Source organism: Pseudomonas sp. 273 (assembly GCF_029201425.1).
In the GTDB taxonomy this organism is placed as follows: Bacteria; Pseudomonadota; Gammaproteobacteria; order Pseudomonadales; family Pseudomonadaceae; genus Pseudomonas; species Pseudomonas delhiensis.
In genome coordinates this window covers 3,888,664-3,903,101 of sequence record NZ_CP116775.1, presented here as the reverse complement: position 1 = coordinate 3,903,101, position 14,438 = coordinate 3,888,664, and the positions used below count along the sequence as shown (strand labels likewise).

The 14,438-nt window shown below is 71.3% G+C and carries 9 protein-coding genes and 2 pseudogenes; 2 read left to right on the top strand and 9 right to left on the bottom strand.

Annotated features, from left to right (window positions below; translation table 11 throughout):
• Positions 1-29 precede the first annotated feature (29 nt).
• From PKO50_RS17810 to PKO50_RS17795, 4 genes are read right to left on the bottom strand one after another with little or no spacing between them, the layout of a single operon-like run.
• On the bottom strand, positions 30-251 hold the full coding sequence (locus PKO50_RS17810; RefSeq protein ID WP_275626786.1) for a formate dehydrogenase subunit delta: 222 nt from the start codon (positions 249-251) through the stop codon (positions 30-32).
• Entirely contained in the window at positions 248-3,127 is a 2,880-nt protein-coding gene (fdhF, locus tag PKO50_RS17805; RefSeq protein WP_275626785.1) for a formate dehydrogenase subunit alpha, read from the bottom strand. The genes PKO50_RS17810 and fdhF overlap by 4 nt, the downstream gene beginning before the upstream one ends.
• Positions 3,124-4,686 carry an NADH-quinone oxidoreductase subunit NuoF gene (locus PKO50_RS17800; RefSeq protein WP_275626784.1) on the bottom strand — a complete coding sequence of 521 codons (1,563 nt, stop codon included), beginning with the start codon at positions 4,684-4,686 and terminating at the stop codon, positions 3,124-3,126. Before PKO50_RS17800 ends, fdhF begins: the two co-directional genes overlap by 4 nt.
• Complete coding sequence (locus tag PKO50_RS17795) at positions 4,680-5,162, bottom strand: formate dehydrogenase subunit gamma (protein WP_275626783.1); 483 nt, start codon at positions 5,160-5,162, stop codon at positions 4,680-4,682. Before PKO50_RS17795 ends, PKO50_RS17800 begins: the two co-directional genes overlap by 7 nt.
• Positions 5,163-5,692: 530 nt before the next feature.
• Here PKO50_RS17795 and PKO50_RS17790 point away from each other — a divergent pair.
• Together PKO50_RS17790 and PKO50_RS17785 are read left to right on the top strand one after the other, a co-directional pair.
• Positions 5,693-6,880, top strand: a complete 1,188-nt coding sequence (locus PKO50_RS17790) for an acyl-CoA dehydrogenase family protein (RefSeq protein WP_275626782.1) — start codon at positions 5,693-5,695, stop codon at positions 6,878-6,880.
• An 8-nt stretch (positions 6,881-6,888) separates the two neighbouring features.
• Positions 6,889-7,986: a sigma-54 dependent transcriptional regulator gene (locus PKO50_RS17785; RefSeq protein ID WP_275626781.1), complete on the top strand. Its 1,098-nt coding sequence runs from the start codon at positions 6,889-6,891 to the stop codon at positions 7,984-7,986.
• Between the two features lie 346 nt (positions 7,987-8,332).
• Here PKO50_RS17785 and PKO50_RS17780 read toward each other — a convergent pair.
• The 5 genes and pseudogenes from PKO50_RS17780 to PKO50_RS17760 all read right to left on the bottom strand — a co-directional run bounded on the left by PKO50_RS17780 (position 8,333) and on the right by PKO50_RS17760 (position 14,422).
• Positions 8,333-9,345: pseudogene (locus tag PKO50_RS17780) on the bottom strand (aldo/keto reductase).
• 21 nt (positions 9,346-9,366) lie between these two features.
• Positions 9,367-10,907 (bottom strand): annotated as a pseudogene (locus tag PKO50_RS17775) (ABC transporter ATP-binding protein).
• Positions 10,908-11,197: 290 nt separating this feature from the next.
• Positions 11,198-11,737, bottom strand: coding sequence for a GNAT family N-acetyltransferase (locus PKO50_RS17770; protein ID WP_275626780.1), 540 nt, complete (start codon positions 11,735-11,737; stop codon positions 11,198-11,200).
• Entirely contained in the window at positions 11,730-13,193 is a 1,464-nt protein-coding gene (locus PKO50_RS17765) for an MFS transporter (protein WP_275626779.1), read from the bottom strand. Before PKO50_RS17765 ends, PKO50_RS17770 begins: the two co-directional genes overlap by 8 nt.
• A gap of 11 nt (positions 13,194-13,204) precedes the next feature.
• Positions 13,205-14,422 carry an acyl-CoA dehydrogenase family protein gene (locus tag PKO50_RS17760; RefSeq protein ID WP_275626778.1) on the bottom strand — a complete coding sequence of 406 codons (1,218 nt, stop codon included), beginning with the start codon at positions 14,420-14,422 and terminating at the stop codon, positions 13,205-13,207.
• Positions 14,423-14,438 lie beyond the last annotated feature (16 nt).

The following is a 14,438-nucleotide window of genomic DNA, read 5'->3' as shown; positions in this document are numbered from 1 at the left end:
TCATAGCCCGGCCGTCCCCGGTGTGCCCGCTAGGCGCTTTCCGCCGGTTCCTTCAGCGCTTCCTGCACCAGCGGGTGCAGGTTGGCCTCCGGGTGCTGCGCCAGCCAGGCCGCCAGCTCGCGGCGCATGGCTGGCGTCCAGAAGCTGCGCAGGTGCTGGCGCACGCCGCTCACGGCCAATTCGCGGTCCGGCTCGCTGGCGAAGTACTGGCCGATCTGGTTGGCCATCTTGACCAGGTTGTCGATGCTCATCGGCGCACCTCGGCTTTCTCGGCGTGGCGGCGTTCGCGCAGCAGGCGGCGTTGTTCGTCGCTGAAGGCCTGGTAGCGCTTCTGCCATTCGGAGGGCTGGTAGACGTGCACCACTTCCACCGCGGTGACCTTGTATTCCGGGCAGTTGGTGGCCCAGTCGGAGTTGTCGGTGGTGATCACGTTGGCGCCGGATTCCGGGAAGTGGAAGGTGGTGTACACCACCCCCGGCGCCACCCGCTCGCTGACCTTGGCGTGCAGCACCGTCTGCCCGGAGCGGCTGCCCACCCCGACCCAGTCGCCGTCGGCGATGCCGCGGGCCTCGGCGTCGCTGGGGTGGATCTCCAGGCGGTCCTCGGGGTGCCAGGCGACGTTGCCGGTACGCCGCGTCTGGGCGCCGACGTTGTACTGGCTGAGGATGCGCCCGGTGGTCAGCAGCAGCGGGTAGCGGCTGTTGACCTTCTCGTCGGTGGGCACGTAGCCGGTGAGCATGAAGCGCCCCTTGCCGCGCACGAACTGCTCGATGTGCATGGTCGGGGTGCCGTCGGGCGCGGCGTCGTTGCACGGCCACTGCAGGCTGCCGTGGCGATCCAGCTCGGCGTAGCTGACGCGGGCGAAGGTGGGCGTCAGGCGGGCGATCTCGTCCATGATCTCGGACGGGTGCCTGTAGTGCATCGGGTAGCCCAGGGCGTTGGACAGCGCCATGGTGGCTTCCCAGTCGGCCTTGCCGCCCAGCGGCTCCATCACCTTGCGCACCCGCGAGATGCGCCGCTCGGCGTTGGTGAAGGTGCCGTCCTTCTCGAGGAAGGAGCTGCCCGGCAGGAACACGTGGGCGAACTTGGCCGTCTCGTTGAGGAAGATGTCCTGCACCACCACGCATTCCATGGCCGACAGGGCGGCGGTGACGTGCTGGGTGTTGGGGTCGCTCTGGGCGATGTCCTCGCCCTGGCAGTACAGCGCCTTGAAGCTGCCGTCCAGGGCCGCCTCGAACATGTTGGGGATGCGCAGGCCCGGCTCGGGCTGCAGGGGCACGTTCCAGGCCTGCTCGAACTGGCTGCGCACCTGGGCGTTGGAGATGTGCCGGTAGCCGGGCAGCTCGTGGGGGAAGGAGCCCATGTCGCAGGAGCCCTGGACGTTGTTCTGGCCGCGCAGCGGGTTCACCCCCACGCCCTCGCGGCCGATGTTGCCGGTGGCCATGGCGAGGTTGGCGATGCCCATCACCGCGGTGCTGCCCTGGCTGTGCTCGGTGACGCCCAGGCCGTAGTAGATGGCCGCGTTGCCGCCGGTGGCGTAGAGCCGGGCGGCGGCGCGGATCTGCCCGGCGGGCACGCCGCACACCGGGCCGAGCACCTCGGGGGCGTTCTGCGGCTGGCTGACGAAGTCGCGCCAGTGGGCGAAGTCCGCCGCTTCGCAGCGCGCCTCGACGAAGGCCTGGTCGACCAGGCCCTCGGTGACGATGACGTGGGCCAGGGCGTTGAGCATGGCCACGTTGGTGCCCGGGCGCAGCTGCAGGTGCAGCTCGGCGCGGGCGTGGGGCGAGTCCACCAGGTCGATGCGCCGCGGGTCGATGACGATCAGCCGCGCGCCCTGGCGCAGGCGGCGCTTGAGCTGGGAGCCGAACACCGGGTGGGCGTCGGTGGGGTTGGCGCCCATCACCAGGATGACGTCGGCCTGCATCACCGAGTCGAAGCTCTGGGTGCCGGCGGACTCGCCCAGGGTCTGCTTCAGGCCGTAGCCGGTGGGCGAGTGGCAGACGCGCGCGCAGGTGTCGACGTTGTTGTTGCCGAAGGCGGCGCGCACCAGCTTCTGCACCAGGTAGGTCTCTTCGTTGGTGCAGCGGCTGGAGGTGATGCCGCCGATGGAGTCGCGCCCGTACTTGAGCTGGATGCGGCGGAATTCGCCGGCGGCGTAGGCGAGCGCTTCTTCCCAGCTGACTTCCTGCCAGGGGTCGCTGATGCGCTGGCGGATCATCGGCTTGGTGATGCGCTCGGGGTGGGTGGCGTAGCCCCAGGCGAAGCGGCCCTTGACGCAGGCGTGGCCGTGGTTGGCCTGGCCGTTCCTGTCCGGGACCATGCGCACCAGTTGCTCGCCCTTGAGTTCGGCGCGGAAGGAGCAGCCCACGCCGCAGTAGGCGCAGGTGGTGACGACGCTGCGCTCCGGCTGGCCCAGCTGCACCACGCTCTTCTCCATCAGCGTGGCGGTGGGGCAGGCCTGCACGCAGGCGCCGCAGGACACGCACTCGGAGTCGAGGAAGTCGTCGCCGCCGGCCGCCGCTACCCGCGAGTCGAAGCCGCGGCCGGCGATGGTCAGGGCGAAGGTGCCCTGGATTTCCTCGCAGGCGCGCACGCAGCGGTTGCAGACGATGCACTTGCTCGGGTCGTAGTCGAAGTAGGGGTTGGAGACGTCCTTGGCCTCGTCCAGGTGGTTGGCCCCGGCGTAGCCGTAGCGCACCTCGCGCAGGCCTACCTGGCCGGCCACCGTCTGCAGCTCGCAGTTGCCGTTGGCCGGGCAGGTCAGGCAGTCCAGCGGGTGGTCGGAGATGTACAGCTCCATGACGTTGCGCCGCAGCGTCGCCAGCTTCGGCGTCTGCGTGCGCACCACCATGCCCTCGGCCACCGGCGTGGTGCAGGAGGCGGGGTAGCCGCGCATGCCGTCGATTTCCACCAGGCACATGCGGCAGGAGCCGAAGGCTTCCAGGCTGTCGGTGGCGCAGAGCTTGGGAATGCTGGTGCCCAGCAGCGCCGCGGCGCGCATCACCGAGGTGCCGGCGGGCACGCTGATCTCGCGGCCGTCGATGCTCAGGCTGACCTGCACCTCGCTGTCGCGGGGCGGGGTGCCGAGGTCGACGATGTCGCTGGAGGGGTCGAAGAGGTTGATCACTGGTCGGCCTCCGTGGTCGCCAGACCGAAGTCGGCGGGGAAGTGCTTGAGGGCGCTGGTCACCGGGTAGGAAGTCATTCCGCCCAGGGCGCAGAGCGAGCCGTATTGCATGGTGTCGCAGAGGTCGGTCAGCAGCCGCGCCTGTTCCTCGCGGGCGGTGACGTCGGTGGCGGCGATCAGCCGGTCCACCACCTCCACGCCGCGGGTGGAGCCGAGCCGGCAGGGCGTGCACTTGCCGCAGGATTCCTCGGCGCAGAACTGCAGGGCGAAGCGGGCCATGCGCGCCATGTCCAGGCTGTCGTCGGCCACCACCACGCCGCCGTGGCCGAGCATGGCGCCCATGGCGGCGAAGGCCTCGTAGTCCAGCGGCGTGTCGAACTGCGCCGGCGGCACCCAGGCGCCCAGCGGGCCGCCCACCTGCGCCGCCTTCAGCGGCCGGCCGCTGGCGGTGCCGCCGCCGTAGCCTTCCACCAGCTCGCGCAGGGTCAGGCCGAAGGCGCGTTCCACCAGGCCGCCGTGGCGCACGTTGCCGGCCAGCTGGAAGGGCATGGTGCCCAGCGAACGGCCCATGCCGAAGTCGCGGTAGAACTGCGCGCCGCGGGCCAGGATCACCGGCACCGAGGCCAGGGTGAGCACGTTGTGCACCAGCGTCGGCTGGCCGAACAGGCCCTGCAGGGCCGGCAGCGGCGGCTTGGCGCGGACCACGCCGCGCTTGCCTTCCAGGGAGTCGAGCAGGGCGGTTTCCTCGCCGCAGATGTAGGCGCCGGCGCCCACCCGCACCTGCAGGTCGAAGGCGCGGCCGCTGCCGAGCACGTCGGCGCCCAGGTAGCCGGCCGCGCGGGCGATGGCCAGGGCCTGGTCGAGGGTGGCGATGGCGTCCGGGTATTCCGAGCGCACGTAGATGTAGCCCAGGCTGGCGCCCACGGCGAGGCCGGCGATGGCCATGCCCTCGACCAGCAGGAAGGGGTCGCCCTCCATCAGCATGCGGTCGGCGAAGGTGCCGGAGTCGCCCTCGTCGGCGTTGCACACCACGTATTTCGGCGTGGCCGGCGCCTCGCGCACGGTGCGCCACTTGATGCCGGCGGGGAAGGCCGCGCCGCCGCGGCCGCGCAGGCCGGAGTCGAGCACGGCGGCGACCACGTCCGCGGTGTCCATCGCCATGGCCCGTTCCAGGCCGGCGAAGCCGCCCTGGGCGCGGTAGTCCTCCAGGGACAGCGGCCGGGTGATGCCGGCGCGGGCGAACAGCAGGCGCTGCTGGCTCTTCAGGTAGGGGATGTCCTCCACCGGCCCCAGGGCCAGCGGGTGGCCGGCGGGGCCGGCGGCCAGGGCGTCGAGCAGGCCGGGCACGTCCTGCTCGGCGAGCGGGCCGAAGCCCAGGCGGCGGCCGTCGGCGTCTTCCAGCTCGACCAGCGGTTCCAGCCAGTACAGGCCTCGGGAGCTGGTGCGGTGCAGCTCCAGCGGCAGTTGCCGGCGTTCGGCCTCGCGGGCCAGCGCGGCGGCCACCTGTTCCGCGCCCACGGCGCGGGCCACGGAGTCGCGGGGGACGCAGAGCCTCAGCATGGGTCGTCCTCCAGGCAGCCGCTCACCAGCTCGCGCAGGCACTCGGCGGTGAGCCGGGCGTGCAGCCGGCCGTCCAGCTCCAGGGCCGGCGAGCAGGCGCAGGCGCCCAGGCAGTACACCGGCCGCAGGCTGATGCGCCCGTCGGCGCTGGTGCCGTGGTCGTCCAGCGCCAGCTGTTCGCGCAACTGCGCGGCCAGGCGCTCGGCGCCCATGCTCTGGCAGGATTCGGCGCGGCACAGGCGCAGGGTATGGCGCGCCGGCGGCGTGGTGCGGAAGTCGTGGTAGAAGCTGATCACCCCGCGCACCTCGGCCTGGCTGAGGTTGAGGGCATGGGCGATTTCCGCGACGGCGAGGTCGGGGACGTACCCGCAACCTTCCTGGATGGCGTGGAGGATCGGCAGCAGGGCGCCGGGGGCGTCCTTCTCGCGCGCCAGCACGTCGTGGATCAGCGGCAGGTGAAGCGTCTCATCAGGCATACAGCGTACCTCGGCATCGCGGCCCGGCCCGCCCTGGCGGCGACCGTCCGGTGTCTTCGGCTGCGGCGTACCGTCCACGTCACGGCTGCGTGGCCCATCCGGTCGCCATCCCTGCCGCCGGCCGGCGTCTTCACGCACCGGTCCGGGGGCATCGTGCAAGCTTGCCATCCCCGTCGCCCGGGGTTTGCACCCAAGCGACCCGGCGCATCCTGAAACCGACCTGCGCGCGTCGGCGCGGCTGCGTCGCGCGCCGTCCCTATAAGCGGGTGTAGCCGGTAGCGATGCGCTGCGCCAGGGGTTGCCGATCGGCGGAGGGGCCAGCGCAACAGTGAATCAACAGTTGTTGCTCAGATAACAACAAGCGGCCCGCGCCAGGCCGGGGAAACCGCCCGGCGGACGCTGGAATGGTTATTGCTCGGCTCCACCGCGCAGTTCAATTTCGCCGGTCGGGCCCATGGCGGCCGCGGCCGAAGGTTCATTGCCGGGGCGCTGACCGCGTGAGGGCCGCCCCGACCGACGAGGGATACCGTGTGAGCGTCAACCAGCCCAGCCGCATTCTCAATCCTCTGCAGATCGCCCGCCAGCTGGCCGCCGGCTTCGCCGAGAACGCCGCCGAACGCGACGAGCGCGGCGGCACGCCCAAGGCCGAGCGCGACGCCATCCGCCGCAGCGGCCTGCTGGCCCTGAGCATTCCCGGCGCCTTCGGCGGCCATGGCGCGGACTGGTCGCTGACCCTGGAGGTGGTCCGCGAGTTCGCCCGGGCCGACAGTTCCGTGGCCCACGTGTTCGGTTTCCACCACCTGATGCTGGCCACCGTGCGCCTGTTCTCCCGCCCCGAGCAGTGGCAGCCGTGGTTCGAGTTGACCGCACGCAAGAACTGGTTCTGGGGCAATGCCCTGAACCCGCTGGACACCCGTACCCAGGTGAAGTGGTTCGACGGCTGGTGCGAGTTCTCCGGCAAGAAGAGCTTCTGTTCCGGCGCCAGCGACTCGGAGATGCTGATCGCCTCGGCGGTGGACGAGGGCGCCGGCGGCAAGCTGCTGATCGCCGCGCTGCCCAGCGGGCGCAGCGGCATCGGCGTGCACGACGACTGGGACAACATGGGCCAGCGCCAGACCGACAGTGGCAGCGTGACCTTCGAGCGGGTGCGGGTGGAGCAGTCCGAGCTGCTGCTGGACCCGGGCCCGCTGAGCACGCCCTTCGCCTGCCTGCGCCCGCTGCTGGCGCAGCTGATCTTCGCCCACGTGTTCCTCGGCATCGCCGAGGGCGCCTTCGAGGAGTTCCGCGGCTACACCCTCAAGGAAGCGCGGCCCTGGTTCCGTTCCAGCGCCGAAAGCATCACCGAGGACCCGTACGTGCTGCGCCATTACGGCGACTTCTGGGTCGGCCTGGAAGGCGTGCGCCTGCTGGTGGAGCGCGCCGCCGCGCAGTTCGACGCGGCCTGGCGCAAGGAGCAGCGCCTGGGCGCCGAGGAGCGCGCCGAGCTGGCCATCGCCATCGGCACCGCCAAGGTGGCTGCCACCCGCGTCGGCCTGGAGCTCTGTAGCCGCCTCTTCGAAGTCACCGGCGCTCGCGCCACCCACGCCGCGCTGCGGCTCGACCGGCACTGGCGCAACCTGCGCACCCAGAGCCTGCACGACCCCCTCGACTACCGTGTCCAGGAGCTCGGCGCCTGGGCGCTCAACCGGCAGCGACCTTCGCCCACGTTCTACTCGTAAGGAAGCCCATGCAACTGCTGACCCTCCCACCCAACCCGACACTGGCCACCTCGATCCGGGCAACCGCACAGGTCTTCGAAGACCCGAAATCGCAGGCGCTTCTCACCCATCTGCAACAGGTCGCCCCCAGCGAGGCCAGCGTCCTGATCATCGGTGAGACCGGCACGGGGAAGGAGCTGGTCGCACGCCACATCCACAACCTCAGCGGCCGGCGCGACCGGCCCTTCGTCGCGGTGAACTGCGGCGCCTTCTCCGAATCCCTGGTGGAGGCCGAGCTGTTCGGCCACGAGAAGGGCGCCTTCACCGGCGCCCTGGGCGCCAAGGCCGGCTGGTTCGAGGCGGCCGACGGCGGCACCCTGTTCCTCGACGAGATCGGCGACCTGCCCATGGCCATCCAGGTCAAGCTGCTGCGCGTGCTGCAGGAGCGCGAAGTAGTGCGCCTGGGCTCGCGCAAGGGCATCCCCATCGACGTGCGGGTGCTGGCGGCCACCAACGTGCAGCTGGAGAAGGCGATCAACGCCGGGCACTTCCGCGAGGACCTGTACTACCGCCTGAACGTCGTCACCCTGCAACTGCCCGCGCTGCGCGACCGGCGCGGCGACATCCTGCCGCTGGTGCGGCACTTCATCGGCACCTACGGCCGCAGGCTCGGCTTCGAGACGGTGGGCCTCTCCGACGCGGCGGCGCGAAAGCTGGCGGAATACGACTGGCCGGGCAACATCCGCGAGCTGGAGAACGTCATCCACCACACCCTGCTGGTGTGCCAGGACGAACGCATCGAGGCCGCCGACCTGCGCCTGCCGGGGCTGCGCCCGGAGCGCCTGGACGGCGGAGCCGCCGCCGACGAGCCGCTGGAGGCGCAACTGGAGCGCGCCTTCCTGCGCCTGTTCAGCGAACGTCGCAGTCACGTCCACGAGCAGGTGGAAAGCCTGCTGGTGCGCGAGGCCTACCAGTTCTGCCATGCCAACCAGGTGCACACCTCCGACCTGCTGGGGCTCAGCCGCAACATCGTCAGGGCACGGCTGATTGCCGCCGGCGAACTGGTGGTGAACAAGCGCCGCACGCCAGCGCCGTTGGCCAGCCGGATCGTGCGGCTGTCGATCTGAACCGGGCGGGGCGGACGGGCGAGCACGGCTTTTCGTAGGAGCGATCTTGCTCGCGAATGGGGCTTCCCGGTTGTGCCGGTGCATCGGGCTGACTCCGCCCCTCTCCCTAACCCTCTCCCTGAAGGGAGAGGGGACCGTTCGGAGTACGCTGATATTTCAGCGTTAGCCGGCTTGCACCGAGTAGCCGGCTGACACCAAATCCTTTCTCGGCACGGACTGGCCCCCTCTCCCTTCAGGGAGAGGGCTGGGGAGAGGGTGCTCTTGGTCCTGGCACCGAGCCCCATTCGCGAGCAAGCTCGCTCCTACGAAGAGCATTTCGGCGCGGCTGGCGGGATAGTCGCTCCCGTCATGCACCGCGCGGGCGGCGCCCGGGGACGAAGTGCGTCGGGTCGTTGTAGCCCGGCGTGGAGGCGTGGCCGGGGGTGACCAGGGCGTCGACGAAGGCCTCGTCCTCGGCGTCCAGGCGCACGTCCAGCGCCTTCAGGTAGTCCTGCCACTGCTCCTCGGTGCGCGGGCCGACGATGGCCGCGCTGACCAGGGCGTTGTTCAGCACCCAGGCGATGGCGAACTGCACCACGCCGATGCCGCGCGCCTGGGCGTGGGCCTTCACCTTCTGCGCGATCTCCAGGGATTCGGCGCGCCATTCGGTCTCCAGGATGCGCTTGTCCTGGCGCCCGGCACGGCTGTCGGCGGCCGGTTCCACCCCCGGCAGGTACTTGCCGCTGAGCACGCCGCGCGCCAGCGGGCTGTAGGGCACCACGCCCAGGCCGTGGTACGCGGCGGCGGTGAACTGCTCGGTCTCGGCCTGGCGGTTGACCAGGTTGTACAGCGGCTGGCTGGCGATGGGCCGGGGCACGCCCAGGCGCTCGGCCACATGGACCACCTCGGCGATGCGCCAGCCGCGGTAGTTGGACAGCCCCCAGTGGCGCACCTTGCCCTGGCCGATGGCGTCGCCGATGGCCGCGATGCTTTCCTCCAGGGGCGTCTGCTGGTCCTCGCGGTGCAGGTAGTACAGGTCCAGGTAGTCGGTGCCCAGGCGTTTCAGGCTGGCATCCAGGGCCGCGGCGATGTGCTTGCGGCCCAGGCCGCGGCGGTTCGGCCAGGCGTCCGCCGGGCCCATGCCGACCTTGGAGGCCAGCACCCAGTCGTCGCGGCGCGCGGCGATGGCCTGGCCGACGATCTGTTCCGAGCGCCCGTCGTTGTACACGTCGGCGGTGTCGATGAAGTTGATCCCGCGCTCCAGCGCCTGGTCGACGATGCGCCGCGAGGTGGCGGCGTCGGTCTGGCCGCCGAACATCATGCTGCCCAGCGCCAGGGGGAGACCTGCAGGCCGGAGCGGCCCAGGGTTCGGTAGTTCATGTCGCTCTCCGGTTGGGGAATTCAGACCGCCTCGGCCTCTTCCTGGAACAGCCCGTCGGACTGCCGGCTCCACAGGCGGTAGTACTGGCCGCGTTTCTTCAGCAGCTCCTGGTGGCTGCCGTCCTCGACCACGCGGCCCTTGTCGAAGACGATGATGCGGTCAAGGTGCGCCACCGTCGACAGGCGGTGGGCCACCACGATCACGGTCTTGCCCTGCATGATGCTGTCCAGCTGATCCTGGATGAAGCGCTCGGTGATGGAGTCCAGGCTCGAGGTGGCCTCGTCCATCACCAGGATGGGCGCGTTCTTCAGCAGCACCCGGGCGATGGCGATGCGCTGCCGCTGGCCGCCGGAGAGCTTGACGCCGCGCTCGCCCACCAGGGAATCGTAGCCGTGCTCCATGCGCTCGATGAAGGCGCTGGCGCCGGCGCCGTGGATGGCCGCGGCCAGTTCCTCGGCGCTGGCCTCCAGGCGCCCGTAGTGGATGTTCTCGCGGATGCTGCGGTGGAACAGCCCCGGCTCCTGGGGATCAGGCCGATCTGCCGGTGCAGCGAGTGCTGCGTCACCTCGCGGATGTCCTGGCCGTCGATCAGCACCTGGCCGCCGTCGACGTCGTACAGGCGCAACAGCAGGTTGAGCAGGGTGGACTTGCCGGAGCCGGAGAAGCCCACCAGGCCGACGCGCTGGCCGGCCGGGATGCGCAGGTCGAGCTGCTCGAAGATCGGCTGGCCGGGGTGGTAGCCGAAGCGCACGCCGCGGAACTCGACGTTGCCCTGGCGCACCTCCAGGCGGCGGGCGTCGGGGCTGTCCACCACCTCGTGGGGGCGGATCAGGGTGCGCACGCCGTTGGCGATGTTGCCGGTGGCCTCGAACAGCTCGAGGAAGCGCCGCGACAGGCTGGCCACGTCGTTGATGATCAGCAGCGCCATGCTGGTGGCCATGACGAAGGCGGCGATGCTGATGGCGCCGCTGCGCCACAGCCACAGGGTGAGCAGCAGCATGCCGATCTTCAGGGCCATGCCGCAGCTGTTCTGGAACCAGCGGATCTTCTCCATGTAGCCGAGCGAGCGGCGGGCCGCCGCCAGCTCGCCGTCCAGGTAGCCGGACAGGTACTCCAGCTCGTGGGAATGCCGGGCGAACAGGCGCACGTTGCTCAGGTTGGTCACCGCGTCCACCACCTTGCCGGTGCTGATGCTGCGCGCCGCGGAGTACTTCTGCGCCAGCGGGTGGCTGCGCCGGGCGAGCAGGAAGGAGATGCCGATGAACAGCACCGACCAGGCCAGCATGAACACCGCCAGCAGGCCCGAGGCGCTGGCCAGCACCAGGCTCGCCAGGCTCAGGGTGACCAGCAGCGGGATCAGGTCGAAGAGCAGGATGTTCATGGTCTGGTTCACCCCCATGGCGACTTCCGAGACCTTGTGCGCCAGGGCGCCGGCGAACTCGTTGCTGACGAAGCGGTGCGAGTGCTGCTGCAGGTAGGCGTAGACGGTGTAGGTGACGCGCGCCCGCTGGCGCGGCAGCACGCGGATGTTGATGGTGTTGGCGCTGCGGCTGAAGACCACCTCCAGGGCCACCAGCACGGCGAAGCCGGCCACCGGCCAGAGCAGCGCGTGGGGGCGGAGCCGGCGTTCACCAGGCGGGTGACCTGGCCCAGGCTCCAGGGGATCAGCACGGTGCAGACCACCGCGGTGATCTGCAGCAGCAGGATCGCCAGGTAGGCCCAGCGGTACTGGCTGACGAAGTGGATGACGAAAGGTACCGGCGCCTCCGGCAGGTAGCGGATGTTCCAGGCGGGGGCCTGGCGTTCGCCGGCGGTGTCGTCCGGGGTATGGCTCATGGTGGGTCGGGTCCTTCAGGCGTGGGTCAGGGGCAGCAGGTAGCGGGTCACCGGGAAGGCCGTACCGTCCTCCTCGAAGACCCGCGAGGCGTTGCCTTGCGGGGTGAAGCCGGCGGCGCGGTAGAAGCGTTCGGCGCGGGCGTTGCCGTCCAGCGCCCAGAGGGTGACGCGGGCGAAGCCCGCGGCCTCCAGGGCCTGGCGCGAGGCCAGCCAGAGCGCGCGGCCGATGCCGGCGGACCAGGCCGACGGCACCAGGTAGATGGAATAGAGCTCGCCGGTGCCGGGCTCGACGTCGGGGTCGCGGCTGGCGCCGAAGGAGCTCCAGCCGACCACCGCGCCGCCGCGCTCGGCCACGCGGATGTCGCGGCCGCCATTGCGGATGGCGTTGTCGAGGAAGTCGACGCGGCGCTGCAGTTTGTCGGCCAGGCCCTGCAGGTAGCTGTCCGGCAGCAGCCCGCGGTAGGTCGCCTGCCAGCTCTGCACGTGGGCTTCGGCGATGGGCCGGGCATCGCCTTCGCGGGCGTGGCGGATCAGCGCGGGAATGGGCTCAGCCATGGGCGGCCTCCTCGGGGCATGCGGCGTCGCTGATCGAGGGGCTGGCGCGGCCGCTGACCGAGGCGCCGGCGGCCTCGCCCAGGCGACGGAACGGCAGCGCCGAGGCGGCGCACAGCAGCGCCCCGGCGAGCATCGCCAGGGACAGGTCCCCGACCTGCGGCCGGGCGTGCCCCTGGGCGTGCATGACCAGCCCCAGCAGGCTGGCGGCCAGGCCCACCGCCAGGCTCATGGCCAACTGCATGGACATCGCCGACAGGCTGCTGGCGCGGCTGGCCAGCTCGCGCGGCACCTCGCAGAAGGTCAGCGCGCCCAGGGTGCTGAACTGCAGCGAGCGCAGCAGGCCGCTGACGTACAGCAGCGCCACCAGCAGCCACCAGGGCGTGTCGGCGCGCAGCAGGGCGCAGCCGACGATGGACAGCGCGCAGAGCAGGGCGTTGCCGACCAGGGTGCGGCGGAAGCCCAGGCGCTGGACGATGCGCACCGAGAGGAACTTCACGCTCAGCGCGCCGGCGCCGCCGGCCAGGGTCAGCAGGCCGGCGTCCAGCGCCCCGTGGCCGAAGCCCAGTTGCAGCATCAGCACCATCAGGAACGGCTGTGCGGCGCTGCCCAGGCGGAACAGGTTGCCGCCCCAGATGGCCGTGGCGAAGGTGGGGATGCGCAGCAGGCCGAGGTCGATCAGCGGCGCCGCGTGGCGCCGGGCATGGCGCAGGTAGGCCAGGGCCGCCAGGGCGCCGCCGGCCAGCAGGGCGGCCACCAGCGGCAACGGCAGCAGGCGGTGGCCCAGGGCCTCGAAGCCGAACACCAGCGCCGCCAGGGCGCAGCCGCTGAGCAGGAAGCCGCGGCGGTCCAGGCGCCTTTGCCCATCGCCCGGGAAGTCCGGGACGAAGCGCAGGATCAGGGCGATGCCCAGCGCGCCTATGGGCAGGTTGACCAGGAAGATCCAGTGCCACGACAGCAGGTCCACCAGCAGCCCGCCCACGGGCGGGCCGAGCAGCGGCCCGACCAGCGCCGGGATGGCCAGCGCGGCCATGTTGCGCAGCAGGGTGTCCGGCGTCGACCAGCGCAACAGCAGCACCTGGCCCACCGGCGCCATCAGCGCCCCGGCGGCGCCCTGGAACAGGCGCGCCAGGGACAGCTGCAGCAGCGAGGTGGAGGCCGCGCAGGCCAGCGAGGCGAGCATGAACAGGCCGATGGCCGCCAGCAGCACCCGGCGCGGGCCGAAGCGGTCGGCCACCCAGCCGCTGACCGGCACGAACAGCGCCACCGCCAGCAGGTACAGCGACACCACCAGGTTCATGCGCACCGCGGCCTCGCCGAAGTCGGCGGCCATCTGCGGCAGCGCGGTGAGCACCGCGGTGCTGTCCAGCAGCTCCATGAACAGCGCGGCGCCGGTGATCATCGGCACCAGGCGGCCGCCGCGCGCCGGGGCATCGGTAACGCAGGGCAGGGGGCGCATGGCTGCGCCCATCAGAACAGCCCCGAGGTCGGCGGCTCGCTGCCCTTCAGGTGCCAGGCGCCGACCACCGCGGCCTTCCAGTGGCGCGGGTTGTGGTTGGCCAGGGTGCGGGCGTTGCGCCAGTGGCGGTCGAGGTTGTGCTGGCGGCCGGTGGTGGAGGCGCCGCCGACGTCGAACAGCAGCTCGGCGGCCTTGAGCGCCGATTCCACGGCGATGTACTGGGCCTGGGCCACTTCCACGGCGGCCGGGTTGACCGCGTCGTGGGCCAGGCCCGCCGACCAGGCCTGGTCGATGCGTTCGGCGGCGCGCAGGATCACCGCCTCGGCGGCCAGGGCGCGGGCGGAAATCTCGCCCACGGCGAATTCCACGTAGGGGTCGTCCACCGAGCGCTGCGCGCTGCTGTGCTTGATCGGCCGGGCGTGGTCGCGGGCGAAGGCCACGGCGTCGGTCAGCGCGTTGTGGGCGATGCCGGCCTCCACCGCGCCGAGGAACAGCTGCAGGAAGGGCGTGACGATGGAGCGCTGGCCTTCCTCCACCACCCGCGGGCGGATCTCCCCCGGTTGCACCAGCAGGTCGTTGAGCCGCGTGGTGCCGCTGGCGGTGAGGCGCTGGCCCATGGCGTCGAAGTCGTCCAGCAGTTCCAGGCCCTCGCGGTCGCGCGGGACCACGAAGGACACCGGCCTGTCGTCCTCGTCCAGGGCCACCGCGCTGACCCAGTCCGCATATAGCGAGCCGGTGCTGTAGTACTTGCTGCCGCTGGCGCGGAAGGCTTCGCCGTCGCGGCGCAGGCGCGCGCTCACCGCGCCGTTGGCGCCGCCGACCTCCCAGCCGGCGTTGCCGAACACTTCGCCGGCGAGGAAGCGCGGGAACCAGCGCCGCTGCTCGGCCTCGTCGCCGCGGGCGAGCAGGCCCTCGATGAAGGCGAAGCTGGGGCGCAGCGACTGGGCGACGTTGGAATCCACCGCCGCCAGGTCGATGACGAACTGCACGGTGTCGCGCACGCTGGCGCCGGCGCCGCCGTGCTCGACGGGAATGCGGAAGCACAGCAGGCGGTCGGCGGCCAGGGCACGTACCTGTTCGTGGGGCAGCTGGCGCAGGCGCTCGCGTTCGGCGGCGCCCTCGGCGATGGCGGCCAGGCGCGGCACGGCGCGGCGGCGCAGTTCGGCCAGGTCGAGGCTGGTCGGTTCGGGGCTGGCAGGGGGCAGGGCGGTTGCAGCGGTAGTCGACATCTTCGGGTCCATCAGC